General features: G+C 68.9%; 20 protein-coding genes and 3 pseudogenes. 15 read left to right on the top strand and 8 right to left on the bottom strand.

Features of this window, described 5'->3' with window-relative positions; genetic code table 11:
• Positions 1 to 4: 4 nt before the first annotated feature.
• From NRP21_RS23350 to NRP21_RS23340, 4 genes and pseudogenes are all read right to left on the bottom strand, one after another.
• Positions 5 to 733 carry a LysR substrate-binding domain-containing protein gene (locus tag NRP21_RS23350; RefSeq protein ID WP_257718646.1) on the bottom strand — a complete coding sequence of 243 codons (729 nt, stop codon included), beginning with the start codon at positions 731 to 733 and terminating at the stop codon, positions 5 to 7.
• Positions 734 to 769: 36 nt separating this feature from the next.
• Positions 770 to 838 (bottom strand): annotated as a pseudogene (locus tag NRP21_RS28090) (hypothetical protein); the annotation flags it as partial.
• Positions 839 to 1,370: 532 nt separating this feature from the next.
• A pseudogene (locus NRP21_RS28085) lies at positions 1,371 to 1,634 on the bottom strand (3-hydroxyacyl-CoA dehydrogenase family protein); the annotation flags it as partial.
• A gap of 140 nt (positions 1,635 to 1,774) precedes the next feature.
• A protein-coding gene (locus NRP21_RS23340) for an IS3 family transposase (RefSeq protein ID WP_408639654.1) occupies positions 1,775 to 2,898 on the bottom strand; the annotation gives its coding sequence in 2 pieces (ribosomal slippage) (positions 1,775 to 2,634 and positions 2,634 to 2,898; 1,125 coding nt in all).
• Positions 2,899 to 2,990: 92 nt separating this feature from the next.
• Between NRP21_RS23340 and NRP21_RS23335 the strand changes: the two are divergent.
• From NRP21_RS23335 to NRP21_RS23290, 10 genes and pseudogenes are all read left to right on the top strand, one after another.
• Positions 2,991 to 3,092, top strand: a pseudogene (locus tag NRP21_RS23335) (ATP-binding domain-containing protein); the annotation flags it as partial.
• A 241-nt stretch (positions 3,093 to 3,333) separates the two neighbouring features.
• The gene (locus tag NRP21_RS23330; RefSeq protein ID WP_257718643.1) at positions 3,334 to 4,149 is read left to right on the top strand and encodes a helix-turn-helix domain-containing protein; all 816 of its coding nucleotides are present in this window, start codon (positions 3,334 to 3,336) and stop codon (positions 4,147 to 4,149) included.
• Positions 4,150 to 4,248: 99 nt separating this feature from the next.
• The gene (locus tag NRP21_RS23325) at positions 4,249 to 5,235 is read left to right on the top strand and encodes a Bug family tripartite tricarboxylate transporter substrate binding protein (RefSeq protein WP_257718642.1); all 987 of its coding nucleotides are present in this window, start codon (positions 4,249 to 4,251) and stop codon (positions 5,233 to 5,235) included.
• The gene (locus NRP21_RS23320; protein ID WP_257718641.1) at positions 5,232 to 5,870 is read left to right on the top strand and encodes a nuclear transport factor 2 family protein; all 639 of its coding nucleotides are present in this window, start codon (positions 5,232 to 5,234) and stop codon (positions 5,868 to 5,870) included. The genes NRP21_RS23325 and NRP21_RS23320 overlap by 4 nt, the downstream gene beginning before the upstream one ends.
• Positions 5,867 to 7,342 carry a bifunctional 3-(3-hydroxy-phenyl)propionate/3-hydroxycinnamic acid hydroxylase MhpA gene (gene mhpA / locus NRP21_RS23315; protein ID WP_257718640.1) on the top strand — a complete coding sequence of 492 codons (1,476 nt, stop codon included), beginning with the start codon at positions 5,867 to 5,869 and terminating at the stop codon, positions 7,340 to 7,342. Before NRP21_RS23320 ends, mhpA begins: the two co-directional genes overlap by 4 nt.
• A gap of 24 nt (positions 7,343 to 7,366) precedes the next feature.
• Positions 7,367 to 8,215, top strand: coding sequence for a fumarylacetoacetate hydrolase family protein (locus NRP21_RS23310; RefSeq protein WP_257718639.1), 849 nt, complete (start codon positions 7,367 to 7,369; stop codon positions 8,213 to 8,215).
• 2 nt (positions 8,216 to 8,217) lie between these two features.
• A complete protein-coding gene (locus tag NRP21_RS23305; protein WP_257718638.1) occupies positions 8,218 to 9,201 on the top strand; it encodes a VOC family protein in 984 nt (327 codons plus the stop codon).
• A gap of 36 nt (positions 9,202 to 9,237) precedes the next feature.
• Complete coding sequence (locus NRP21_RS23300; RefSeq protein WP_257718637.1) at positions 9,238 to 10,194, top strand: tripartite tricarboxylate transporter substrate binding protein; 957 nt, start codon at positions 9,238 to 9,240, stop codon at positions 10,192 to 10,194.
• On the top strand, positions 10,191 to 11,147 hold the full coding sequence (locus tag NRP21_RS23295; protein WP_257718636.1) for a tripartite tricarboxylate transporter substrate binding protein: 957 nt from the start codon (positions 10,191 to 10,193) through the stop codon (positions 11,145 to 11,147). The genes NRP21_RS23300 and NRP21_RS23295 overlap by 4 nt, the downstream gene beginning before the upstream one ends.
• A 44-nt stretch (positions 11,148 to 11,191) precedes the next feature.
• Entirely contained in the window at positions 11,192 to 12,160 is a 969-nt protein-coding gene (locus NRP21_RS23290) for a tripartite tricarboxylate transporter substrate binding protein (protein ID WP_257718635.1), read from the top strand.
• Positions 12,161 to 12,244: 84 nt separating this feature from the next.
• Here NRP21_RS23290 and NRP21_RS23285 read toward each other — a convergent pair whose 3' ends face one another.
• The gene (locus tag NRP21_RS23285; protein WP_257718634.1) at positions 12,245 to 13,216 is read right to left on the bottom strand and encodes a LysR substrate-binding domain-containing protein; all 972 of its coding nucleotides are present in this window, start codon (positions 13,214 to 13,216) and stop codon (positions 12,245 to 12,247) included.
• A 129-nt stretch (positions 13,217 to 13,345) separates the two neighbouring features.
• Between NRP21_RS23285 and NRP21_RS23280 the strand changes: the two genes are divergently transcribed.
• Complete coding sequence (locus NRP21_RS23280) at positions 13,346 to 14,290, top strand: Bug family tripartite tricarboxylate transporter substrate binding protein (protein ID WP_257718633.1); 945 nt, start codon at positions 13,346 to 13,348, stop codon at positions 14,288 to 14,290.
• 688 nt (positions 14,291 to 14,978) lie between these two features.
• Here the strand turns inward: NRP21_RS23280 and NRP21_RS23270 are convergent.
• Together NRP21_RS23270 and NRP21_RS23260 are read right to left on the bottom strand one after the other, a co-directional pair.
• On the bottom strand, positions 14,979 to 17,960 hold the full coding sequence (locus tag NRP21_RS23270) for a hypothetical protein (protein ID WP_308219929.1): 2,982 nt from the start codon (positions 17,958 to 17,960) through the stop codon (positions 14,979 to 14,981).
• Positions 17,961 to 18,087: 127 nt separating this feature from the next.
• Positions 18,088 to 18,750, bottom strand: coding sequence for a glutathione S-transferase family protein (locus NRP21_RS23260; RefSeq protein WP_257718632.1), 663 nt, complete (start codon positions 18,748 to 18,750; stop codon positions 18,088 to 18,090).
• A gap of 122 nt (positions 18,751 to 18,872) precedes the next feature.
• Between NRP21_RS23260 and NRP21_RS23255 the strand changes: the two genes are divergently transcribed.
• Positions 18,873 to 19,775: a LysR family transcriptional regulator gene (locus NRP21_RS23255; RefSeq protein WP_257718631.1), complete on the top strand. Its 903-nt coding sequence runs from the start codon at positions 18,873 to 18,875 to the stop codon at positions 19,773 to 19,775.
• A 121-nt stretch (positions 19,776 to 19,896) separates the two neighbouring features.
• On the opposite strand, the gene NRP21_RS23250 is transcribed toward NRP21_RS23255, so the two are convergent.
• Entirely contained in the window at positions 19,897 to 20,163 is a 267-nt protein-coding gene (locus tag NRP21_RS23250) for a transposase (RefSeq protein ID WP_408639653.1), read from the bottom strand.
• A 1,417-nt stretch (positions 20,164 to 21,580) separates the two neighbouring features.
• Between NRP21_RS23250 and NRP21_RS23245 the strand changes: the two genes are divergently transcribed.
• The 3 genes from NRP21_RS23245 (at position 21,581) to NRP21_RS23235 (ending at position 24,364) form a co-directional block, all read left to right on the top strand.
• Positions 21,581 to 22,846: an AAA family ATPase gene (locus tag NRP21_RS23245; protein WP_257718630.1), complete on the top strand. Its 1,266-nt coding sequence runs from the start codon at positions 21,581 to 21,583 to the stop codon at positions 22,844 to 22,846.
• Between the two features lie 13 nt (positions 22,847 to 22,859).
• Entirely contained in the window at positions 22,860 to 24,044 is a 1,185-nt protein-coding gene (locus tag NRP21_RS23240) for a ParB/RepB/Spo0J family partition protein (RefSeq protein WP_257718629.1), read from the top strand.
• A 113-nt stretch (positions 24,045 to 24,157) separates the two neighbouring features.
• Positions 24,158 to 24,364 carry a hypothetical protein gene (locus NRP21_RS23235; protein ID WP_257718628.1) on the top strand — a complete coding sequence of 69 codons (207 nt, stop codon included), beginning with the start codon at positions 24,158 to 24,160 and terminating at the stop codon, positions 24,362 to 24,364.
• Positions 24,365 to 24,548 lie beyond the last annotated feature (184 nt).

Below are 24,548 nucleotides of genomic sequence, written 5' to 3'. Positions count from 1 at the left end.
GGCCTCATCCTCTCTCCGAGAACTTCAGAAGGTGCTCAAGGAGGGACCGCATGAACGGCGGCTGGCGATCGACATCCCGGGTCACTATTTTCAACGAGCGGCGTGCCCAAGCGTCTGTCAGCTCGACCGCGGCGTAACCAGTAGAGGCGTTAAGGTTCTGATAGATGCTGTAGGGTACGAGACCTATACCCACATTGCTGGCGACGAACTGCAGCAGCACCTGGAAGCTGTCTACATGGATGCGGACGTTCGGGTGACGTCCAAGGCGGGTCGCTGTCTGTACCAGGAACTGGAAGTTGCTGCTGCTGCGGCTCATCCCGACGAAGCCGTGGTCCAGCGCGTCAAGCAGCCTAATCTGGCCAGCGTCGGCCAGGACATGTCCCTTAGGCGTGACGATAACCAGCCGGTCTTGGGCAAACGGGAATGACTGGAGGCCACCAGACTCCGTCTCGCTCGCCAGGACACCCAGATCGGCGGCGCCGTCCCGTACCGCCAGCACGATCTCGTCTCTGTTCTGCTCGTCCAGCTCGATGTTGACCTGAGGGTTGTCCGCCATGAACATCGCGAGCGCCTTGGGAAGATGGCTGCTGATCGAGCTGCTGTTGGCCTGCAGGCGGATGCTGCCGCGCATCCCCTTCGCGAAGGCAGCCAGCTCCCCGTGCATCATCTCGACATCGGAGAGAACTCGCGCGACGTGCTGCAGCAGCATCTCGCCCGCAGGGGTCAGGTCCATCCCGCGGGTGGTCCGGTGGAAGAGCTGGGTGCCCGCGGTATGTTCAAAGTTCTTGAGCCGCGGGCTGGCTGACCCGGCGGAGAGGTAGACCTTCGCCGCACCCACGGAGAGGCTGGACGCCTCCGCAATGGCGCGGAAGAGCCTTAGGTCCGTCAGGTCGTATCGCAACGCTTCCTCCCCCCAGTGTTCTTGGCAGGACGATGACAGGCCAGCCCGAGGCGGGCCAGCCTGGGAGGTACTGGTTGCGATCTACGCGCTGAAGTGCCCGTTCGCCTCGCCGAGGCGCCTGAGGAGGGCCGAGGGCTTCCAGTGCTCGCCCTCGGTCCGGCACCACGTCGATGCGGTCCGACACCGCCGGAAGGCCGAGCGTGTCCGCGTGGAACATCGGACCACCACGGAATGCGGGAAAACCGTACCCGTTCACGTAAACCAAGTCGATGTCGGAGGCACGCTGGGCGATGCCGTCCTCCAGGATGTAGGCGCCCTCGTTCACCAGGGCGAGGACGCAGCGGTCGACGATCTCGGTATCCCTCATGGGCCGACGAACGATGCCTGCCTCCCGCGCGCATTCCTTGATGATGTCGTCCACGACTGGGTCCGGCAGGGGCGTGCGGCTCCCCGTCTCGTAGCGGTAGTATCCCGCCCCGGTCTTCTGACCGAAGCAGCCGAGTTCGCAGATCCGGTCCGCCACCCTGGAGTAGCGGAGGTGCTCCGGGCGTGTCGGCGCGAGGCGCTTCCGGGTGGCCCAGTTGATGTCCAAACCGGCTAGTTCCGCCATAGCGAGCAGCCCCATGGCCATGCCAAAGTCCTGCATGGCGGCGTCGATCTGCGCCGGGCTGGCACCCTCCTCCAGCAGGAAGCCAGCCTTGCGCCAATAGGCCGTGAGCATGCGGTTGCCCACGAACCCCTCGCAGACGCCGACAAGGACGGGGATCCTTGCCGATGCGCTGGACCATTGACCAGCCCCCACGAGGGCGTCCGGGCAGATTTTTAGTGTCGTATGGGGTTGAGGCGCTTGGGTTTTGTGGTCCAGGTCCAGCGTTAGCCTTCGCCGGCTACGGAGCCCTCCGACAGCCCTGAAAGGCTTGCCAGAGAACGGTATTCCTGCGGCGTCCTCTGGCCAAGGGCCATGTGAGGACGGCTCTCATTGTAGTCCCGGCGCCAAGCTTCGATCTCCCGCCGCGCCTCGGCCAGCGTCTCGAACCAGTGCAGGTTCAGGCATTCGTCCCGCAGTGAGCCGTTGAAGGTCTCGATGAAGGCGTTGTCCGTTGGCTTGCCCGGCCGCGAGAAGTCGATCCGCGTGCCGTGGTGGTAGGCCCAGAGATCCACGAGGCGGCCGGTGAACTCCGCGCCGTTGTCCGCAAACAGGTATTTCGGTGCCCCGCGCTCCCCGACGAGGCGGTTCAGCACCTCGACCACGTGCTCGCCCCGGAGCCGCTGTCCGACCTCAATGGCCAGGCCCTCGCGGCTGAACACGTCGACCACCGTCAGTGCACGGAACCTCCCGCCACTGCTCAGCTGATCCTGGATGAAGTCCAGGCTCCACGCCTCGTTCGGCCGCTTCGGCGCGCAGCGCGCCTCCCGCTGGACCACCATCTTGCGGCGCCTCGGCCGCTTGCTGCGCAGCGCCAGCCCTTCCTCGCGGTACAACCGCCACACCAGGTTCTTGCCCACGGCCCAGCCGTCACGCCGCAGCATCACCTGGAGCCGGCGATAGCCATACCGGATCCGCGTCCGGGCGATCTCGTGCATCCTCTGCCGGATCTCGAGGCGCGGATCCCGCGTGCTCGGCTTGCGCTGCGTCGAGCGGTGCTGGCGCGTCAGGGCGCAGGCCCGCCGTTCACTGAAGCCATGGCTCGCCGTCACATAGGCGACCACCTCCTTCATGACCGCGGGCCGGGGAATTTTTTTGACAGCACGTCCTGCAGCACGGCTTTGTCCAGGCTCAGCTCGGCCACCAGCCGCTTCAGCCGGGCGTTCTCCTCCGTGACCTGCTTGAACTCCCGCACCTGCTCCGATTGCAGGCCCGCGTACTGCTTCTTCCATCGGTAGAACGTCTGTTCGGATATGCCGACCTGTCGAACCAGGTCAGCCACCGGCAGGCCCAGCTCCGCCTGCTTCAGCACCGACACAATCTGCTCGACCGAGAACCGCTTCTTCTTCATGGCCAATCTCCCTCGCCATCATGGGGAAATCCGCCGAAAAACTAACACCAGATCCGGACCACTTCCGCCGGGACACCTCAAGGCACCTCAGCTTCGGGGAGCTGGACGAGCTGGTGCTGGCCTACGCGACCACGATCCACAAGGCGCAGGGCTCGGAGTACCCGGCCGTCGTCATCCCGCTCACCACCCAGCACTAAGCCATGCTGGCGAGGAATTTGCCCCACACCGGCGTGACCCGAGGCAAGCGGCTGGTCAGGAGTGGATGAAGGCTCACAAGGTGTGAAGCGCTGAAAAGGGGTCGCCTTAGATGTCGCAATCTGGCCAATTTGGCGACTTGCTACCCCGGCGGGCCGGCCCATCTACATAGCCGCGCGCACCGGCCGAGGCGAAACCGCCCGCTATCTTGCCGCGCCCCTTCGGCCGGTCGATCCTCAGGTGCGCGCGGCCGTCGCCGCGCCTGGGGAGGCGATCGTCGTGCAGCCCAAGCCGATCCGCGCCCTGTCCCGCGGCCTCGCTGTCCTTGCGGCCCTGAACCGGCACGGGGCGGCGAGCGTCGTCACCTTGTCGCGCGAGACGGGGCTCTCGCGCGCCACGGTCTACCGGATCATGCAGACGCTGCTGGAGGACGGCTACGTCGCGCGCGGCACTTCGGAAGACCGCTTTCTCCTGCGGCTGCGCGTGCGCGAGCTGTCCGAGGGCTTCGAGGACGAGCACTGGATCTCGGCCGTGGCAAAGCCTGCGCTCGTCGCGCTGACCGCGCGTATCCTCTGGCCGTCAGACCTGGCGACGCTGGAGGGAACCCGCATGATCATCCGCGACACCACGCACCGGATCGCGCCCTTCTCAATCGACCGCGGTATGGTCGGGCGGCGCATACCGCCGCTCACCAGCACGCTCGGCATCGCCTATCTCGCCTTCGCGCCGGAGGCGGAGCGGACAGCGCTGCTCCGGCTCCTCGCCGCCTCGGACGATCCGCTTGACGCGATGGCCCGGAACGCAGCGGGGGTCGCGCGCCTTCTCTCCGCCACGCGGCGGCGCGGCTACGGTATCCGACTCGGCGGGCAGCCGCCCTGGCCGCACACCGCCTCGATCGGCGTGCCGATCCGGGTAGGCGGGCGCGTTCTCGGCACCATCAACGTGGTGTGGATGGCGCGCGTGCTGGGCAGGGATGAGGGCGTCCGCCAGTGCCTTGGCCCGCTTCAGGAGACGGCGCGGGAGATCGAGGCCGGGCTGGCAGCGGGCGCGGGGTAGCGGTTCACCAGGCGGACAGATCGAAGATCACGCTCGCCGCCCCTGAAACGGCGGGCCTATAGCTTTCCCAAGGCCGATGGCCAGCGGAGGAAGCGAACCATGCAGGTGGGACGGCGGGGGATGCTCGCCTGCGGGGCGGGCCTTGCCCTCGGCACGGTGCAGCGCACGGCCCGGGCCCAAACCGGCAGCTTCCCTATGCGAACCGTGCGGGTGATCGTCTCCGCCGGCGCGGGGAGCGGGCCGGACACGGCAATGCGACTGCTGGCGGACCGCCTCTCGACGATCTGGGGCCAGCCGGTGGTGGTGGACAACCGCGGCGGCGGTAGCGGCAACATCGGCGCCCAGGCGGCCGCCCGGTCCGAGCGGGACGGCCACGTCTTGCTCTTCTCGCAGGCCTCTCCTCTTGTGCTGAACGCGCACTTGATGCGGGCCATGCCCTTCGACCCGGCGCGGGACCTGACGCCGGTGACGCTGGCGATGACCACCCCCTTTGTGCTGGCGGCGCGGCCGGGTCTCGGCGTCCGCACCCTGCCGGAACTCGCCGCCCGCGCTCGGGAATCGCGGGAGGGACTGACCTTCGCCACCGGCGGCGCCACGAGCCTGCCGCGCTTCGCCGGGGAGCAGCTGGCGCGCGGCCTCGGCATCCGCCTGACGAACGTGCCCTACGGCGTCAGCCCGCAAGCCCTGCAGGACACAGTGGCCGGCCGCACTGACCTGGTAATCGACGGCACGCCCCTGATCACACCGCAGCTCCGCGCCGGGCTGCTCACCCCTGTCGCCATCACCTCCGCCGCGCGCTTCCCGGGGCTGGAGGAGGTGCCGACGGCGGCCGAGACGCTGCCGGCCTTCGAGATGGGCGGCTGGTTCGCCCTGCTCGGCCCGGGCGGAATGCCACCCGCGCTGGCGGAGCGGATCGCGGCCGACGCGGCGCGCGCGCTGGCCGCGCCGGAGCTGCGCGACCGCCTGCTGCGGGAACTCGGGGCCGTCGTCTCCGCCGACGGCCCCGCCGCCCTGGCCACGATGATGGAGCGCGAGCGCGCGACGCTCGGGCGGCTGGTGCGGGAGCTGGAGGTGCCAATCGAATGAGCGAGATCCTGACCATGGCGGCGCATCCCGGCCTGCCCGGCCCCGCCGGCGAGGAGGCGGACCGAGCTGCCATCCGCCGCGTGATCGAGGCCTGGGGCTTCGCCCGCGATTCCGGCGACTGGGACGCCCTGGCCGCCACCTTCCAGCCGGATGGCCGCATCGCCGTGAGCTGGTTCGACGGCCCCTTCGCCGTTTTCGTGGAGACCTGCCGCGCGCGGCGCAGCGTCTCCTACTCCAAGCACGTGATGTGCGGCGGTCGCGTGCTGCTGCGCGGCGGCCGCGCGCTCGCGGAGACGGACGTGCTGCTCTGCATGCGCGGCCCGGTGGAGGGCGCCGAGATGATCGGGCAGACCAATATGCGCTTCCTGGATCGGGTGGAGCGGCGGGAGGATGGCGCCTGGCGCGTCCTGCGCCGCGATGCGATCTACGACCATGACTGGATGGTGCCGGCCACCCCCGGCGCCGTGCCGCCCCTGCCCTTGCCGGATGCTGGCGACGCGCCGGGCCACCGCTTCCTCGCCTGGCGCCTGCGCCGCGCGGGCCGGACGGTGCCCGCGGACCTGCCCGGGCCGGGAAGCGAGGGCGAGGCCGCCCTGCGCGCCGGCGGCCTGGCATGGCTGGAGGCCGCGCCATGAGCGGGGAGAGCTGGGACATCGTAATCATCGGCTACGGGCCGGTGGGCGCCGCGCTGGCGAACCTGCTGGGGGCGGGCGGCGTCCGCACGCTGGTGATCGAGCGGGAAGCGACCGCCTACCACCTGCCCCGCGCCGTCCACTTCGACGACGAGGTGATGCGGATCTTCCAGTCCATGGGCCTGGCGGAGGCGATCCTGCCGATCACCCACGTCTCGCCGGGGATGCGCTTCGTGGACGCGGGGGGGCGGCTGCTGCTGGACTGGTCGCGCCCGTCGGGCGTTGGGCCGCAGGGCTGGAACGTCTCCTACCGCTTCCACCAGCCAGAGCTGGAGGCGGTGCTGCGCGGAGGCCTGGAGCGCTGGCCCTCCGTCACCGTCCGGCAGCGCGCGGATGTCTTCGCGCTGGAGCCGGGCGCGGACGCGGTCGGGCTGCGCTACGAGGACCTCACGAACGGCCGCATCGAGCGCGCCTCCGCCCGCTACGTGGTGGGCTGCGACGGCGCCCGCTCCCTCGTCCGCCGCTGGATCGGCGAGCCGATGGAGGATCTCGGCTTCCACGAGCGCTGGCTGGTGCTGGACGCGCTGCTGCGCCGCCCGCGCCCGGACCTGGGCGACCACTCCGTGCAGCACTGCGATCCCGCGCGCTCCGCCACCTATGTGCGGGGCACCGGGAACCGGCGCCGCTGGGAGATCGCGCTGCGGCCGGAGGACGACTCCGCGGCGCTGGTCCGGCCGGAGGGCGCCTGGCCGCTGCTGTCGCGCTGGATCACGCCGGAGGACGCGACGATCGAGCGGTCCGCCATCTACACCTTCCACAGCACCGTCGCCCGGCGCTGGCGCGAGGGGCGGCTGATCCTGGCCGGGGATTCCGCGCACCAGACCCCCCCCTTCCTCGGCCAGGGCATGTGCGCCGGCATCCGGGACGCCGCCAACCTCGCCTGGAAGCTCGCCCGCGTGCTGAGCGGCGAGGCGGAGGACGCGCTGCTGGACAGCTACGGCACCGAGCGCGCGCCGCACGTGGAGGGCTACATCCGCGAGGCCGTGCGGATCGGCGGTCTGATCAACACGAAGGCGATGGAGGCCGTGGTCTCCTCCGACGTGCTGCAGGGCGGCGGGGCGCAGCGGCTAGTGCCCGTGCGCCCGGCCCTCGGCCCCGGCCCCTCCGCGGGCTGGGCCGGGCCAGCCGGGCGCCTCCTCTCCCAGCCGCGCCTGTCGGACGGGACGCCCCTGGACGACCGGGTGGGGCTGCGCTTCGCGGCCGTGATGCGCCCCGGCTTTGCCGCCGCCCTGCCGAACGAGATGCTGGACCACCTCTCAGCGCGCGGCGCCGTGCTGGTGGCCGATGCCGCACCGGGCGTGGGCGCGATGCTGGACGAGGCCGGGGCGGAGGCGGTGCTGCTGCGCCCCGACCGCCACGTGCTGGGGGCCGCACGCGACGCGGCGGAGATGCGGGCGCTGGCCGATGCGCTGTGACCCGATGGCGACAGGGATGATGACATGAAGCTCGTTTCGTTCGAGGCGGATGGCGGCCAGGGTTTCGGTGCGGTGGAGGGCGACGTCGTCGCCGACCTCACCGCCGCCTTCGAAGGCCGCGCCACGGGGCTGCGCGGCCTGCTGGCCGCCGGCCTGCTGGAGGAGGCGCGCACCACCGCCGCGGGCGCCCCGCGCCGCCCGCTCTCCGGCCTGCGCCTGCTGCCGGTGATCCCCGATCCCGACAAGATCATCTGCGTGGGCCTGAACTACCGCGACCACGTGGCCGAAACCGGCCGCACGGAGACGGCGAACCCCGCCCTCTTCGGCCGCTACGCCGGCAGCCAGGTCGGGCACGGGCAGCCGCTAGTGCGCCCGAAGGTGTCGGAGCGCTTCGACTACGAGGGCGAGCTGGCCGTGGTAATCGGCACGGAGGGTCGCCACGTCGCGGAGGCCGACGCGCTGAAGCATGTCGCCGGCTACTCCTGCTATAACGAGGGCAGCGTGCGCGACTGGCAGCTGCACACCACCCAGTTCCTGGCAGGAAAGACCTTCGCCGGCACCGGCGGCTTCGGCCCCTGGCTGGTCACGACGGACGAGATCCCCGACCCCTCGAAGCTGATGCTGGAGACGCGGCTGAACGGCGAGGTGGTGCAGCACACCACGACGGACCTGCTCATCACCTCCGTCCCGCGGCTGATCGCCTACATCTCCACCATCCTGCCGCTGCTACCGGGCGACGTGATCGTCTCCGGAACGCCGGGCGGGGTGGGCGCGAAGCGGAACCCGCCGCTCTGGATGCAGCCGGGCGACGTGGCAGAGGTGGAGATCTCCGGCATCGGCACCCTGCGCAACCCCGTCGTCCAGGAGGAATAGCCATGACGATCCAATCCCTCGGCTACATGGTGATCGGCTCGGACCGGCTCGCCGACTGGGATGATTTCGCCACGCGCCTGCTCGGCATGCAGGCGGTGGACCGCGGGGGCGGCATGCGGGCCTTCCGCATGGACGACCGCACGCAGCGCCTCCTCGTCTCCGACCGCGCCGCCCCCGCCACGGTGGGGTGGGAGGTGGCGGACACCGCCGCGCTGGACGATCTGGCGGCACGGCTGGGCGCGGCGGGCACCGCCGTCGCGCGCGGGTCGCGCGCGCTCGCGGCGGAGCGGCAGGTGGCCGACCTCATCACCTTCCAGGACCCGCAGGGCACGCGGCTGGAGGCCTTTCACGGCCCGGTGCGCGCCGACAGCCCCTTCACCCCGGGCCGTGCCATCACGGGCTTCCGCACGGGGCCGCTGGGCATGGGACACGCGGTGCTGCACGTGGCGGATGCGGACGCGCTAATTCCCTTCTACCGCGACCTACTCGGCTTCAGCGTCACCGATTGGTCGCGCCATCCATACCCGCTCTACTTCTTCCACATGAACGGGCGGCACCACTCCTTCGCGATGGTGGGCTCGGGCCGCTCCGGCCTGCATCACTTCATGGTGGAGCTCGGCGCGCTCGACGACGTGGGGCAGGGCCACGACATCGCGCGGACCGAAGAAGGGCGGCTTGCCTTCGGGCTGGGGCGCCACACCAACGACCACATGACCTCCTTCTACGCCAACACGCCGTCGGGCTTCTTCGTCGAGTACGGCTGGGGCGCGCGCGTGATCGACCCGACCAGCTGGCAGCCGCACGAGACCTTCGACGGCCCGACTCTCTGGGGGCATGAGCGCTTCCACATGCCCGAGGACGGCCGGGCGCGGATGCGCGCCATCGCGATGGACGCCGCGCGCCGCGGCGTGCGCGCGCCGGACCCGAACCCCGGCCCCTTCACCTCGGGCTGCGCCTGGGCGGACGCGGTGATCGCGCAGGAATAGGCCAGCGCAACGACGCGGCGGGGGAGGAGAGCAGAGATGATCGGAAGACGAGGCCTGGCCGCAGCAGTGCTGGCGGTGCCGGCCCTGGCGCACGCGCAGGAGGTGCCGCGCACGGTGACGCTGGTAGTGCCCTTCTCCGCCGGCAGCGTGGTGGACATCATGGCCCGCCCCTTCGCGGAGGCCCTGCGCGCCGCCCTCGATCCTGGCACGGCCGTCGTGGTGCTGAACCGGGACGGCGGGGGCGGCTCTGTCGGCGCGGCCGCCGTCGCCTCGGCGAGGCCGGACGGCGCCACGCTCTTCTTCGGCCCCTCGGGCATGCTGACCACGCGGCCCTTCCTCGTCGCCGGCCTGCCCTATGCCTGGGGCGCGCTGGAACCGGTCTGCCAAACCTTCGAGAACATCTTCCTCATGGTCGTGCCCGCCAACTCGCCCTTCCGCACGGTGGCCGACGTGCTGGCGGCGGCGCGCGCGAAGGAGGAAGCGATGAGCTGGGGCGATGCCGGCATCGGCACGGTCGGCAACCTCATCGCGCTCGAACTGGGGCGGCGCGCGGGCGTCTCCATGACCCATGTACCCTACCGCAGCTCCCCCCAGCAGATCATCGACACGCAGTCCGGCGCCCTCGCCTTCTCCATGACCACCTTCGCCACCGTGCGCGGCACCGACCTGCGCGTCCTCGCCGTGGCGGCGGATGAGCGGCAGCCCGGCCTGCCCGACGTCCCGACCCTGAAGGAGCTGGGCTTCCCCGTGGACTGGCGCGGCTTCGGCGGCATCCTGGTCCCCCGCCGCACGCCGCCCGCCCTGCGCGCGCGGCTGGAGGCCGCCTGCCTGCGCGCAGCCGCCGATGCCGGCTACCGCACGATCGCGGACAACACGGGCCAGGTCGTCGCGCCCCTCGGGGCCATCCCCTTCGGCGCGCGGCTGGAGGCCGAGTACCGCAACGCCGGCACCTTCCTGCGCGAGATGGGCCTCGCCCAGGGGGATGCGCGATGAGCCCGCGCCGCGCCCTGGCCCTGGCCGCCCTGGCCCTGGCCGCCGCCCTGCCAGCCCGCGCGCAGGAAGCCTTCCCCGCCCGCCCGATCCAGGTGGTGAACCCCTATCCCGCCGGCGGCGCGACCGACCTCATGGCGCGCGCCATGGCCGCCGGCCTCCAGCAGCGCCTCGGCCAGCCCGTCGTGGTGGTGAACCGGGACGGCGCGGCGGGCGCGGTCGGCACGCTCGGCGTCGCGCGATCGGCGCCGGACGGCTACGCCCTGGCTTTCGTCCCGGCGCTGGTGCTCTCCGTCCTGCCCGTCACGCAGCCGAACTCCGGCCTGCGGCCCGATGCGCTGCGGCCGATCTGCCAGATGTTCGCCAACGCGCAGGCCATCGCGGTGCGGGCGGATTCGCCGCTGCGGAACCTGGCCGACCTCGTCGCCGCCGCGAAGGCCGCGCCGGGCGCCGTGACCTACGGATCCCTCGGCATCGCCTCCATCCCGCACCTCGCCATCCTGCAATGGGCGCGGGCCGCGGGGATCGAGGTGACGCACGTGCCCTATCGCGGCGACGGCGCGGTGATGACGGACGCGCTGGCCGGGCGGATCGACTTCGCGGCCATCGTGCTCGGCTCCGCTTCTGGCCGCACGGACATGCGGCTGCTCGCGGTATTCGACACGGCGCGCAACCCCGCCTTCCCCGAGGTGCCGACCGCCGCCGAGCAGGGCTTCGACGTGGCGCCGACTAGCTTCGGCGGGCTGATGGCGCCGGCCGGCACCCCGCCCGAGCGCCTAGCCCGGCTGGAGGCCGCCTGCGCGGAGGTGGCGGGAGACGAGGTCTATCGCGCCGCCGCCCGCCGGGCGCTGCAGCCTGCCGCTTACCACACCGGCGCCGCTGCCTTCGCCGATCGCCTGGCGCGCGACGTCGCGGAGAAGGCCGAGCTCCTGCGGGGCATCGAGCCGGCCCGCTGAACGGAGAGAACGCCCCGCCACAGGGGCGCTGATAGGAGACGAGTATGACGACCCGCAGGATCCTGGGCGCCGCGGCCATGGCCGCCATCGCTGCCCTGCCGATGGCGACGCCCCCCGCCCTGGCGCAGGACGGCGTGCCGCGCACCATCACCCTGATCGTCCCCTTCTCGGCCGGCAGCGTGGTGGACATCATGGCACGGCCCTTCGCAGAGGCGCTGAGGGCGTCGCTCGGCGGGAGCGCCAACGTGGTCGTGCTGAACCGAGACGGGGGCGGCGGGGCGGTTGGGGCCGCCGCCGCGGCCTCCGCCCGGCCGGACGGCGCGACGCTCTACTTCGGTCCCTCGGGCATGCTCACGACCTTGCCGTTCATGGTGCCAGGCCTGCCCTATGCCTGGGGCGCGCTCCAGCCAGTCTGCCAGACCTTCGAGAACATCTTCGTGGTGGCCGTTCCGGCCAAATCGCCCCACCGCACGCTCGGGGACCTGCTGGCGGCCGGCCGGGCCCGGCCAGAGCAACTTACCTGGGGCGACGCCGGCCCGGGCACTGTGGGCAACCTCGTCGCGCTCGAACTCGCCAAGCGAGCGGGCGCCCGCATGACACCGGTGCCCTACCGCAGCTCCCCCCAGATGATCCTGGACACGCAGTCGGGTGCGCTCGCCTTTTCGATGCCCACCTACGCCACCATCCGTGGCACAGACCTGCGGCCCCTGGCTGTCGTCGCCGACGACCGGCAGCCCAGCCTGCCGGAAGTTCCGACCCTCAAGGAGCTTGGCTTCCCGGTGGACTGGCGCGGCTTTGGCGGCATCATGGCGCCGAGGGGAACACCGGAGCCGGTGCTGCGGCGGCTCGAGGCTGCGTGCCTGGAAGCGATGCGGAGCGAGGCCTACCGCGCCATGGCGTCCAATACCGGCCAGATCGCGCCACCGCTCGACGCTGCGGCTTTCGGCTCCAGGCTGGAGGCGGAGCACCGCGGCGCCGCCTCGTTTTTGCGTGAGATGAACCTCGCCCGGTAGGGCTCGGCATTCGTGTCGCTTCATGGCCGTGAACGGCCTGTCTGCTCTGGGGCAAGCAGTGCACCGAAGCGGGCGCTCGCAGGTTCACGCTGAGCCCACGTCCAACCCTGATCGGGCACCAAGAGGCGGACATCCATCAGGGGCCGCTTCAATGGCGTGCTCCCTCGCCGCACGCCGGACGAGATCGGTGAAGTTCCGGATGGCAGCGGAGGCCCCACCACGGCGCAGCGCGAGGTCGAGCGGCACGGCCGGGCGGTCCTCCTCCACCAGCTCGCGGTAGGCAACTCCGTCCATCCGCACGTGCCGCATCGAGGCCGGGACGATGGCGATCCCTAGGCCCACCGCGACGAGACCGAGGGTCGAGGTGATGCGCGGAGCCTCCTGCCCGATATGCGGTGAGAACCCGGCCCGGAGGCAGGCGGCGGCGGTGGCGTCGAAGATGCCGGGGCCCTCCTGGCGGGCGAAGGCGATGAAGGTCTCGCCTGCGAAAGCGGCCAGGGGGCTGGGCGTGGACGGAGCGGCAAGGGAATGCGCCGCGGGAAGGGCGACGACCATCGGCTCCCGTATCAACCGATGCACGGTCAGCTCGGCATCCTCGATCTCGGCCCGCACGAAGGCGACGTCGAGCCGCGCATCCTTCAGGCCTGCCACGGCCTGGCGGCTGAGACACTCCTCCATCGTCAGGGTCACGCCCGGAAAGGCTTCCCGGAAGGCCCGGATGACCCGCGGCACGAAGGGGTGGAAGGGGGCGGTCGGTGCGACGCCGACGCGGAGCTGCCCCTGCTCGCCGCGGGCGGCGCTGAGGGCCGAGCGCTCCGCCTGCTCCAGCCGGGCGAGGATAATCCGGGCCTCCTCCAGGAGAGCCGCACCACCTTCGGTCAGCTCCACGCCGCGAGCCTTGCGGTGAAAGAGGCGCAGCCCTAGCCGGTCCTCGAGCGCCTTGATCTGCTGGCTCAGCGGGGGCTGGGCCATGCCGAGGCGCTCCGCCGCCCGGGTGATATGCCCCTCCTCGGCGACGGCAACGAAGTAGCGGAGTTGCCGCAGATCCAGCGTCATACGCCCAGCATATCGAAATCGTTTCCCCTACCACATGGTTCGCGGTGCGGTCCGTCCTCTATCCCTTGCCCCGGCTCCAGACACGGGAGGCAGACGATGGAGATCGGTCGGCGCTCACTGATAAGGATCTTGGGAGGGGCGGGCCTCGTTGCGGCCCTGCCGCCACGCCTGCTGGCACGGCCCTATCCCGCATCGGAGGTCCGGATCATCGTCGGCTTCCCAAGGGGCGGGCCGCTCGACATCGCGGCGCGGATCATCGCGCCACCTCTTTCGGCCCGACTCGGGGTGCCTGTCCTTGTCGAGAACCGTCCGGGGGCAAGCGGGAACAACGCCACGCGCGATGTGGTCCGTTCTGCACCCGACGGAGGGACGCTGATCCTCTGCGGGCCGGTGAACGCCATCAACACGACCCTGTTCCCCAATCTGGACTTCGACTTCGCCCGCGACATCATCCCTGTCGCTGGGATCGCGCGCGTCCCCCTCATTGTGGAGGTGCACCCCTCCTTGCCCGTGCGGTCCGTGCCGGAGCTCATCAGCCATGCCCAGGCGCGACCCGGGACGGTGCGGGTGGCCTACGCGGGCGTCGGCACGCCCCAGCACATCGCGATCGAGCTGTTCCAGCACATGGCCGGGGTGCAGCTCGCCCTCGTCCCGTACCCAGGGTCGGCACAGGCGCTCGCCGACCTGATGGAAGGGCGCGCTCAGGTGATGTTCGATCCTGCACCTTCATCCATGCCCCATGTCCGAGCCGGACGGCTGGTGCCAGTCGCGACGACGGGTCCAGCACGGGCCGAGGCGTTGCCAGAGGTCCCGACGGTGGCCGAGGCGCTGCCGGGCTACGAGGGCGGCTCCTGGTTCGGCCTCGGCGCCCCGCTGGGCACACCGGAAGAGACGGTGGCGCGGCTGAACGCGGCGGTGAACGAGGCGCTCGCCGATGACGGGGTTCGGGGAGAACTCTCCCGGCTGGGCGGCAGCCCGATGCCTGGTTCAGAAGCGGCCTTCCGCGACTTCATCATCTCGGAGACGACCCGCTATGCCGAGATCATCCGCATCGCGGCGATCCAGCCCGGATAGACTTCCCGGCGTGGGTAGGCATGGCCTAGCCCTGGTGACGATGGTCCTGCAACTGGCCTTCGCCATTCACGCCGCTGAAGCGTACCCCGAATATGAGCCGTCAGAGTTCTTCGGAACGATGGCGCTTTGCCGTCCTGAGCCGGTATCAGACTGTTCATGCTCGTTCCGTACCGTCGAGACACCGGCCACCTTCGGGGAGGCAAGCTCAGGCTGCGAGCCGCTAAACCTCTGCAGGTGGAAGCACCCACTCATTGTCGGCCTGCTGCCAGTAAGAGCTACTCACGTCTGATTTTGGCTGATCGCTACTACCATCAATGGGAAAGGATGTCGGAGGGCACGTGCGCCGGTGCTGACCTTACGGCATGGGTCAACAGCTGCTTCCGGGATGTTGACGCGCGGGGCTAGGCGTCCGGCTTGGGCGCGAAGCTGCCGACCAGTTCTATTTGAAGGCGCAGCCGCACCACTTGCTGAGAGCGGATTGGAGAGCGCCTGAGGAGGATGAGTAAGGCTAAGTCGCAGCCAATCCGACCATTGTGGCGACGTTCTCTGCCCTACCTGTCTCGCACGTCAGCACCGGATTATCGGGCCGTCTGGTTGCGGCGGCTCGTTCTCGAGCTGTCCAACAGCTTGATGGACGCAGGCTGGGAACGTCGGACGAGACGTTCCCGGCCCCTCAGACGTCGGCCAATCACGCTATGAGGTGGATGTCAGAGGCGCTAAGCGCCGGCTGGCCGGAGAGTGTGGCCAGCAGCGTCCCGGCCGACCCGCCCACGCCGTCCGCGTCCCACCAGAGGCGGCCGGTGTCGGTCTCGTAGACGAACTGCCCCACCCCGGCCGCGGAGGTCGCCCGGCCCGTGAGGTTGGCCGTGAAGTGCTCCGCGCCGAGGATGCCGGCCTCCAGCCGGCCCCCGAAGCCCGCGGCCGAGACCTCGATCGTGTCCTCGCCGGTGACGAAGCCGTATATCGTGTCGCGGCCTTCCGCGGCCGAGCCGTAGCGGATCGCATCTGCGCCGGCATTTCCGTAGAGCCGGTCGGCGCCGAGGCCGCCGATGAGCGTGTCGCCTCCCTCGCCGCCGGACAGGATGTCTATACCCTCGCCACCCTCCAGCAGGTCGTTCCCGCCGAGGCCGTTCACCGTGTCGTTGCCGCCGAGCCCGAGCACGTGGTCGCCGCCTTCGCTGCCCTGGACGATGTTGGCCTCGCCGTTGCCTATCAGCGTCACCGCGACGGTCAGGATTACCTTCTCGATGTCCGCCGAGACGGTCCAGTCGGCGCTGACGCGAGCGATGTCCGTGCCCTCGCCGGGCTTCTCCACCACCACGTCGCCCGTGTCCTCGACGTAGTAGGTGTCGTTTCCCTCGCTACCCACCATCAGGTCGTCCCCGCTGCCGCCGAAGAGGGAGTCGTTGCCCGCGCCGCCCAGCAGCGTGTCCCGGCCACCATTACCCTCCAGCTTGTCGTGGCCGCCCTCCCCGGAGAGGGTGTTGTCCAGCCCGTTGCCGATCAGCCGGTTGGCGAGGGCATTGCCCGTGCCATTGAGGGATTTGTCGCCAAAGAGGATCAGGCTCTCGACCCCGTCGGTGAGGGTGTAGGACCCGATCCAGGAGAGGACCTGATCGGTTCCCTCGCTTTCCCTCTCTATCACAACGTCGCCTGTGTCCTCGATGTTGTAGGTATCGCTGCCCTCGCCGCCCATCATCGTGTCCGCGCCGCCCCCGCCGTAGAGGGTGTCGTTGCCGACCTCGCCCAGCAGCCGGTCATTGCCGTCAAAGCCCCAGATTGTGTCGCGGCCAGCCCCGCCGCGGATCGCCTCGCCGATGTCGGTGCCATGGAGGCTGTCATTCGCCTTCGTGCCCGAGATCACCGGCAGGTAGGGCTCGCCCCGCGCCAGCACGCCCGGCGCGACCTCGTTGAAGGTCCACTGGCCCTCGATCACGATCTGGCCGGTGAGCTTGCCGGCGCCGACGACGAGAATCGTGTGCCCTTCCCTGTAGGTGGCGTGCATGGCGCCCTGCCCGAAGGCGGAGAGGTCGATCCGGTCCTCGGCGTCCAGCATGATCCGCTCGGAGGCGGCGATGGCGGTGCCGACGGGGGACATCTCCTCGTAAGCGGCGTAGCGGTAGGTGTCGGCGCCCGCCCCGCCATCCAGCAGGTCGGCGCCCTGGCCGCCGGAGAGGGTGTCGTCCCCTGCCCCGCCGATCAGCACGTCGGCGTTCGCCGAGCCCTTCAGGACATCGGCGAAGGCACTGCCGATCAGGCCCTCAATGTTCTGCAGCGTGTCGCGGCCGGCGCCCAGCGTGTCCTGCACCCGACCCTGCATGGAGAGGTCCACGGTGACGCCGGAGAGGGCGTGCTCGTAGCTCGCGAAGTCCAGGCCCGGGGCGATGCCGCCGCCCTCAGGGTAGTCGATGCCGCCGTCGATCGTGTCGTCGCCCGCGCCGCCCTCCAGCGTGTCGTCGCCCTCCTGGCCGTAGAGCGTGTCCGCCAGGGCGGTGCCGACCACTAGGTCGTCTCCCTTCCCGAGATTGACGCGGGCGCCGTAGCTGCCCTCGACGAGGGCGAGGTGCCCAAAGTCGATGGTATTGGCCCCGTCCGTGCCCCTGAGGCTCACGCCGCCATAGGAGTCGATCTTCAGCCGCTCGAAGCCCATGGAAGCATCCAGCCGGTCAAGCGTGGCGCCCCGCAGCAGCAGCGTGTCGGTCCCGTCGCCGCCCTGGAGGTTCATCGCGCCCGTGCTGTCGAGCGACACGGTGTCGTCGCCCTCGCCGGCATCCACCCTGTGGCGGTCCGGGCTGGTCCCCGCGTTGTAGATCTGGATGATGTCGTTGCCGGAGCCGCCGAGCACCGTCATGGCGGCCCCGCCATTGACGAGGATCGTGTCGTTGTCCTCGCCGCCGTCGATCGTGCCGCCCGCCGCGCCGCTGTTCACCTCGATCCGGTCGTCGCCGCGGCCGCCATAGGCGCTGTTCGTCCCGCTCTGCGACGCGTCCGTGATGCTGTCGTTGCCGTCGCCGCCGTGCAGCGTGTCGCTGCCCTCCCCGCCGTTCAGCACGTCGTCGCCCTCGCCGCCGCGCAGCAGGTCGTCACCTTCGCCGCCGTTCAGGACGTCGCGCGCGTTCGTGCCTGTCACCTCGTCGGCGCCCGCGCCGGCCTCGACCGTGATGCCGATCACGCGGCCCTGCGCGTCGCGATAGGGATTGGCCGCGGTGAGGCTGCTGAAGTCCAGATGATCCGCCGCCGCCGTGCCGGCGATGCGGAACTCGCCGTCGTAACGCTCGAACTCGTTGTAGACGGAGAACTCCGTCATGGTGGCCACGCGGATCTTCAGCGTGTCGGTGCCCGCGCCGCCCTGGAGGACCGCAGCCGGCCCGCCTTCGAAGGTCACCAGGTCGTCGCCCTCGCCGGCGTCGACCTTCGTGCCCGCGCCGGGGGAATAGACGGTGATCCGGTCGGCGCCGGCCCCGCCGAGCAGCGTGTCATTGCCTCCGGAATCCTGGATGGTGTCGGCCCCCTCCCCACCATCCACGAGATCGTCGCCCTCGCCGCCGTTGAGGGTATCGTCTCCCTTGCCCGCGAAGATCTGGTCGTTGCCGCCGAGGCCTGAGAGGGTATCGGCCAGCTCAGTGCCGGTGAGGATGTCGGGGCCGGAGGTGCCCTGCTTTGTGGCCATTTTCGTTATCTTTCAAGAACAATAAGGCGCGCGCGACGGCTGGGCCGCAGAAGGCTGCGTGCCGGCGAAAGCCTGTGGTCGGGTGGGGCGCGCCGCCCCTGGGGTCAGCCGGGCGGCACGGCGGGGATCAGGCCGCGGGCACCAGGCGGCCCGCCGCCCTCAGCCCCTCGAAGGCGGCATAGGCCGTGTCCCAGCCGGAAAGGGACTTCATGCGGGCAATCCAAGCGCACACCGCCGGCCAGGGGCCGAAGTCGAAATCGACCAACTCCGCCATGGTGACGTAGGCGACGCCCAGGAAATCGGCGATCGTCATCGCTTCCCCCGCCACGAAAGGATGGGTGGAGAGGGTACGGTCCAGCAGGTCCAGCTGCCGCGCCAGGCGCGGGGCGGCGAAGGCGGCCATTTCCGCGCATGTCTCCGCGCTGAAGGTGCCGGCGAGGAGGGTCTGGGGATAGACGGTCAGCACGTCCAGACAGAGGTGAAGGTCGGTGCTGAACCAGCTCAGCATCTCGTTTACCCGCGCCCTCTTGAGCGGTGCGCAAGGGTAGAGCTCCGGCGCGTGGTAGCAGGCCAGATATTGCAGAATGGCCGTGCACTCCGTCAGCACGATGCCCGGCTCCAGCTCCAGCGCTGGCACGAGGCCCTTCGGGTTCACCGCGAGATAGGCGGGCCGGTTCTGCTCGCCGCCGAGGATGGAGACCGTCTCCATCTCCACCGGTAGCCCCAGCGTCTCCACCAGCAGGGTAACGGGGCGCGAGGTGGTGGAAACCGGGTCGTGGTAGAGCTTCATTGCGGGCCTTCTCCGCTCCGCCGGGGGTCTATCCGCGCCGGCCGTGGGCATGGGATAGGCCAGCGGAACCGGCGGCTTCAAACTCCGTTCCTGCGCGGAGGTTATGCAGAAAGGGATAAGACTTGGAGGATTGGGACGACCTGCGCTTTGTCCTCGCCGTGGCGCGCGCTGGGACAACGCTCGGCGCCTCGAAGGTCCTCGGCACGAGCCAGAGCACGGTGGTGCGCCGCGTTGCCGCGCTGGAGTCGCGGCTGGGCGTGCCGCTCTTCGACAAGCGCCCTTCCGGATATGTTCCGACGGACCATCTCGCCGCGCTTCTCCCGGCGGCGGAGGCCGCGGCGGAGAGTATCGCGCGCGTGTCGGCCCTGGCCGAGGCACGGCGGCGCGTGGTGAGGGGTACGGTGCGCTTCAGCGCGCCGGAGGTGCTGGTCGCCTACGTCTTGCCGCAGGTGCTGCCGCGCTTCCGCGCGCGCTACCCGGCCGTCCAGTTGGAGCTCGTCACCACCGACCGCGCGGTGAACCTGGAGGAGGGGGAGGCGGACGTGGCGCTTCGCGGCGGCCCGATGCCGACGGGGGCCGGCCTATTCGGCCGGCGCCTCGCCTATGACCGGCCGGTCCTGGTGGCCAGCCGCGACTACGCCGCGCAGCACGGCCTGCCGCAGGCGCCGGGGGAGATCGGAGTACACTCTGTGATCTGGTCCTCTAACGTGCCGGACGGCCACCCGCTGACGCGGTGGTTCCAAGCCACGGTACCGTCGGACGCCGTGGTGCTGCGGCCGGACACCGCGGTCGCCTCTCTTGCTGCCATCCGCAGTGGCGTGGGACTCGGCTTAGCCCCACGCTTTTTCGCGGACCGGGATCCCGAGCTGGTGCGGGCGCCGATCGAGGTGCCGATCGAGCCACTGGAACTGTGGATCCTTGCCCACGAGAGGTCGCGCGGCATCGGGCCTGTACGACAGCTCATGGACTTCGTCTCGGCTTATGTCCTGGCCAGCGGAAGAGAGGGCACCACGGCTGTAGTCTAGAAATTCGCTTCGGGTGATCTTTCTGAGACACAAACACCAGAGCATTCTCACCTTGTTCGGACGTGTGCCCTGAGTTGTTGAGCGAGCTTTAGCAGTCGGTTGGTGAGAAGGTGCCGAGCAGTTAACCGATGACGCCCCAGAGCGTTTCACGGGTGCGGGTCGCGGCTCTTCTGAGCACCGCCTTCAGCTTGGCGAAGGCCTGCTCAATCGGGTTCAGGTCCGTTGAGCAAGATGGCAGGCACATAAGGCTTGCGCCCACGGCCTTAATAGCCTGCTCGACGCCGGCTACCTTACGGGCGGCGAGGTTGTCGACTACGACGGCCCTGCCGAGCGACAGGGCGGGCGCGAGCAGCTGCACGACATAGGCCAGCAAGGTCTGGCCGGTCACGGGCCCATTCTGCATGAGGGGGGACGGTGTCCGAGATGCGGAACCCTGCAATGAAGGTCGTGGTGCGCCAGAGTCCATGTGGGGCGACATAGACCGGTCGCTCGCCTTTGAGAGCCCAGTTGTGCCGGTAGACCATGTTGGACGCGGCCCCGATTTTGGCAAAATGTGAAGCGCTCCCGGGCGCATCCAGATGCTTGGGCGGCGGTCCCGTTCAACGACACTTCATTGGCGTCGTAGGGATAATCGCCACTCTTACGCCCTAAGAGCTGTATGATCGGCAATGTTCCGAAAGATCGCCCGACGGCCGGACGCTGGCTAGCCAATCCTTCGCTGAGGCGAGTTGAACGCGTTCAACCAGCAAGCGCAGGAAAGTCTACCGACGCGTTCAGGTAAGTCACGAAGCCTTATCTTGCCCCAAGCTTCTAGCGAGCGGTGGCACAGCAGAGCCGTAGAAAGGATGAGCGATCATGATCGTGCGCGACTATCCGCGGAGGGCTTGAACTGCGAACCTGCATCCAGGCTGGGCCACGCCAGATGCGGGCAGTCGCAAACCCTATGTTGGTGTCATGGCCGCAGGTTGAGTTCAGCGGCCTCGTTGAGCACGCGGGAGGCGGAGGCAAATAGGTGAAAGTCCCCGATGGCGCAACTTGCCGCTCAAAGTTCTCGTCCGTTCACCAGGGCGGCACTCGGACTGTCCGACGCATTCGAGCGGCCACGTCAGGAAGAGCATAGCCAGGGCCCAATGCTCATCAGACAGGTTAAACGGAGCAAGCTAGCGGGCGGACATCCGCTCCAGATTACAATTCATAAGTGCTGGCAACATCCCGGCCAGCCGTCAGTTCACAAGTCGGAAGAACGTGGCGTGAGAGAACAACCCGGTTGCTAAAGGTCACCGCTATTGTTGTTATCATAATGGCCTGTAGCTTAACGTCGTCACGCTGTCGGACCGGCACTGGGCATATCCGCTGAGTTGGGACTACTGTTGAACACGTTCAACTTCTCTTTACGGTCTCTGAGAAGGTGGGCTCGCTCGCAGCAGTTGTCGCTCTAGCGTGACATCGTTCGCACCAATGGATGTGCCAAACGCCGCCTCAATTGGAGCTTATGGAACATTCCAAGAACAATATCGCCCGTAGGAGTCCCAGCGGCTGGGGCGGTTGAACGCGTTCAACCGGAGAACCCCCGGCGAACCAGACGTGCGCAGTGATGCTCTAGTGCCACAGTACCTAAGCACAGTCCCGACCACCGCTGAACACTCCCACTCTTATCCAGCGCAGCCTTGCCAAGAACTCTCAAGATACATCATGGTCTGAACACACGCACCAGCGGACGCTGCCCTTCCATAAGCGCATATTTCACCAAGGTCGGGCAAATTGCGCTTTCAGTTCCGGCGGTGAGGCAAGACGGAGAAGACCCGATGGCTTGGCATGGCACGCTCGAAGGCATCGCGAAGCGCCTGCGGAGCCAGCAGTCCGCTATTATCGCCGACCAGAATAACAACAAGCGCGAGAAGTCCCTGCGCAGCTTCACCTCCAGAGAGGTGTCGTCTCTCCTCGGCATAACGGAAAGCCATCTCCGTAATCGTGTCAGCAGCGCGAACGGCTTCCCGCAAGGAACTCTCCTCGGAAAGACCCGTGTTTTCACTCTGGACGAGATCATCGCGGCCCGCCGCTGGCTCCACGAGAACACGGGAAACCAGAAGTACAGGCCGGGCCGCCGAACTGGCGAAGACCTTTGCGTCGTCGCGAACACGAACTTCAAGGGCGGCGTAGGCAAGTCCACCTCCACGGTGCACCTCGCTCAATTTTTGGCTCTAAAAGGCTATCGCGTGCTCATCGTCGATCTCGACGCACAAGCCTCATCGACGGCCCTGTTCGGGATCGACCCGGCCCGCCACGTCGGCCGTGACTCGAACGGCAACATCCTTGCGGCGGGAACCTCGATACACGGCTGGGTCGCTCGCTCGCCGGGCGAGGAGGATGCGGCCGCAGCCGGCGCAGTACGGCGCACCTACTGGCCGAACATCGATCTCGTCGCGGCGAGCGCGGTCCTTCACAGTTCAGAAGACATCCTGAAGCAGCGATCCATGCCGAACATGCACGCGCCGATGACGGAGGTTGAATGGCACCGTGAGGTGCGAGCTTTCCTCGATCACGTCGGCGGCGCTTATGACGTGGCGATCCTCGACTGCCGCCCGGACATCAACATGCTTTCCGTCAACGCCTTCAGTGCGGCGGACGGCCTCATCGTCCCCGTGCTTGCGACGAACATGGACCTGCAGTCTATGACGGAGTTCATGGCCTTCCTCGCAGTAACGGAGCGTCGACTCCTCAAGATGTACGGCCAGGAGGTCTGGCGCGGCTGGGCCTTTCTTCGGGTACTCGTCAACCGCTATGTCGGGACCAGCCGTCCGCAGACTGAAGTGGTGGACAGCATGAACCTCGTCCTCGGGCCACTGATGATCCGGCAGCCCATGGTCGAGACAAGCGCGCTCGGTTCCGCCGGCAACATGAAGTGGACACTTTACGAATATGTCCCAGCGAAGAGCGAGGATCGCTCCTACAAGCGCGCCGTTGCTGCCATGGACGCGGTAGGGAGCGTGATCGAGGCAGAGGTTCTGAGCTTCTGGGGCCGCAAGCCTCAGGAAGCCTCCGACGAGTCCTATGGCGTGGCCGCTGAGTAGGGGAGGGGAGGGCATGGCACAGCGTCCACAGCGCGCCACGCGCCGCAGTATGGCAGAGATCACCAGTCAGCTTACCGAGGACGAGATCGCGGAGGGCATGGCGCCCGACCAACCCTTCGCGCCGCTTGCCGCCTTCGACAGGGTAGAGATGTCGCTGCAGGAGAAGCTCTCCCGCGCACAGGCCGAGCTGCAGCGTGCCGAGGCGGCTCTGGCTGCAGCCATGGCCAGTGGTTCGCAGGGGACGCAAATTGCCAGCGCGCAGCTTGAAGCGGCCCTCGCCGAGAATGACCGCCTGAAGGCCGTGATCGCCAGCGCCGCACCTGGGCAGGGCTTGGCCGAGTTTCGGTACATTGACACTTCGCGCATCGAAGATACCCTCCCGGCGGACCGGTTCGAGGTCGCCTACTCTCCGGACGAGGTCGCCGGCCTCGCGGAGAATATCCGGCAACGCGGGCAGGATCTCGCAATCCTCGTCCGCCCGAAGCCCGGTTCTGCCCCCGGTGAGGCTTATGAGATCGCCGCGGGAAAGCGGCGACTAGCCGCTTGCCGACTGCTCGGGATTACCGTCCTGGCCCGCGTGCGAGACCTCTCCGACGAGGGCATGCTCGCAGCTCGATTCAGCGAGAACCATCACAGAGAGGATCTGAGCGCCTTTGAACGCGCGCGCTACTTCGCACACACCATGGAGCGCACCGGACTCAACGGCACCGAGCTGGCAGCAATCTATGGGGTGGACAAATCTCTCATCTCGCACCTGCTGAAGCTCACACTGGTCCCCGATGCGGTGGTCCGCAGCTTCCGTAATCCCCGTGCCGTCAGCTTCCGCAAGGCGCGGGAACTTCTCGAAGTCCTCACTGCGGATCCCAGTGCCGAAGAGCGCATTGTCCGCTCACTGCAGGACCTGGCGCATAGGGCCTCCCGCGGCGACGCCTCCGCACAGGAGGCAGAGGAGGTCTCGACTGCCCTGGCCGCCGCGCGGCGCCAGATTGCTCCGCCCCGCGCCAGGAAACGTGCCACGGCGCGCCCCATCTTCCTTGGCCGTCGCCAGATCGCCACGATGATCCTCCGCGAAGGACGCTGGCAAGTGCGCTTCGACAACCTCGTCAACGAGGACCTGATCGAGCGACTGAGTGACCGCCTGCCCTCGATCATTGAGGAACTGCAGAAGGAGTTGGATGGCTCTACCACCGCGGCCTAGGCCATCGCCGCCCTTCGAAAGAGGAAGGGGCCACGCTTCGCTGTGCAGTCCAGTGAGCCTCCCCTCCGCGGGCGGCAGCGGTGAGGCGGGGTGCTACCGGCGCACGGGAACGGATGAGCCTTCGCACCCTTGCCCTCGCCGCCGCCCTGATCGGCTCTGTCGCCGTCCCGGCCTTCGCTGACCAGGACCGCGTGCCTGAGGGCGCCACCGCTTCCGGCGCCTGGACCCAGACCGCCAGCCGCACCCCGCTGGCCGGCAGCATTGCCGATGCGCAGCAGACCTTCTTGGAGCGGAGCGGCGCGACGGGCGGCGACGGCTAGCACTCGTAGCCAGCCGGGTCAGCGATGGCCCAGGCGCTTGTCCTGGGGTCTGGGCTTTTATGGCCCGAGAGGGGCTGCCAAGGACGCCTGACAGCCCCTTCTTTCGATCAGGTCGATTCCTGCTCTGTAGGGGCGCGCAAGCCCGCCACGGCCTTACTTCTTCAGCTCGAACGCGACCAGGGTA

It is taken from the genome of Roseomonas populi (assembly GCF_024594815.1).
Taxonomy (GTDB): domain Bacteria; phylum Pseudomonadota; class Alphaproteobacteria; order Acetobacterales; family Acetobacteraceae; genus Roseomonas; species Roseomonas populi.
Note: the sequence above shows the minus strand (reverse complement) of the source record. Positions and strands in the feature narration are given on the sequence as shown.

Excerpts from the sequence above, each read along its gene's own strand:
- NRP21_RS23350 (WP_257718646.1), bottom strand. The coding sequence starts at position 733 with ATGGACCTGACCCCTGCGGGCGAGATGCTGCTGCAGCACGTCGCGCGA.
- NRP21_RS23325 (WP_257718642.1), top strand. The coding sequence starts at position 4,249 with ATGCAGGTGGGACGGCGGGGGATGCTCGCCTGCGGGGCGGGCCTTGCC.
- NRP21_RS23320 (WP_257718641.1), top strand. The coding sequence starts at position 5,232 with ATGAGCGAGATCCTGACCATGGCGGCGCATCCCGGCCTGCCCGGCCCC.
- mhpA (WP_257718640.1), top strand. The coding sequence starts at position 5,867 with ATGAGCGGGGAGAGCTGGGACATCGTAATCATCGGCTACGGGCCGGTG.
- NRP21_RS23310 (WP_257718639.1), top strand. The coding sequence starts at position 7,367 with ATGAAGCTCGTTTCGTTCGAGGCGGATGGCGGCCAGGGTTTCGGTGCG.
- NRP21_RS23305 (WP_257718638.1), top strand. The coding sequence starts at position 8,218 with ATGACGATCCAATCCCTCGGCTACATGGTGATCGGCTCGGACCGGCTC.
- NRP21_RS23300 (WP_257718637.1), top strand. The coding sequence starts at position 9,238 with ATGATCGGAAGACGAGGCCTGGCCGCAGCAGTGCTGGCGGTGCCGGCC.
- NRP21_RS23295 (WP_257718636.1), top strand. The coding sequence starts at position 10,191 with ATGAGCCCGCGCCGCGCCCTGGCCCTGGCCGCCCTGGCCCTGGCCGCC.
- NRP21_RS23290 (WP_257718635.1), top strand. The coding sequence starts at position 11,192 with ATGACGACCCGCAGGATCCTGGGCGCCGCGGCCATGGCCGCCATCGCT.
- NRP21_RS23285 (WP_257718634.1), bottom strand. The coding sequence starts at position 13,216 with ATGACGCTGGATCTGCGGCAACTCCGCTACTTCGTTGCCGTCGCCGAG.
- NRP21_RS23270 (WP_308219929.1), bottom strand. The coding sequence starts at position 17,960 with ATGGCCACAAAGCAGGGCACCTCCGGCCCCGACATCCTCACCGGCACT.
- NRP21_RS23260 (WP_257718632.1), bottom strand. The coding sequence starts at position 18,750 with ATGAAGCTCTACCACGACCCGGTTTCCACCACCTCGCGCCCCGTTACC.
- NRP21_RS23245 (WP_257718630.1), top strand. The coding sequence starts at position 21,581 with ATGGCTTGGCATGGCACGCTCGAAGGCATCGCGAAGCGCCTGCGGAGC.
- NRP21_RS23240 (WP_257718629.1), top strand. The coding sequence starts at position 22,860 with ATGGCACAGCGTCCACAGCGCGCCACGCGCCGCAGTATGGCAGAGATC.
- NRP21_RS23235 (WP_257718628.1), top strand. The coding sequence starts at position 24,158 with ATGAGCCTTCGCACCCTTGCCCTCGCCGCCGCCCTGATCGGCTCTGTC.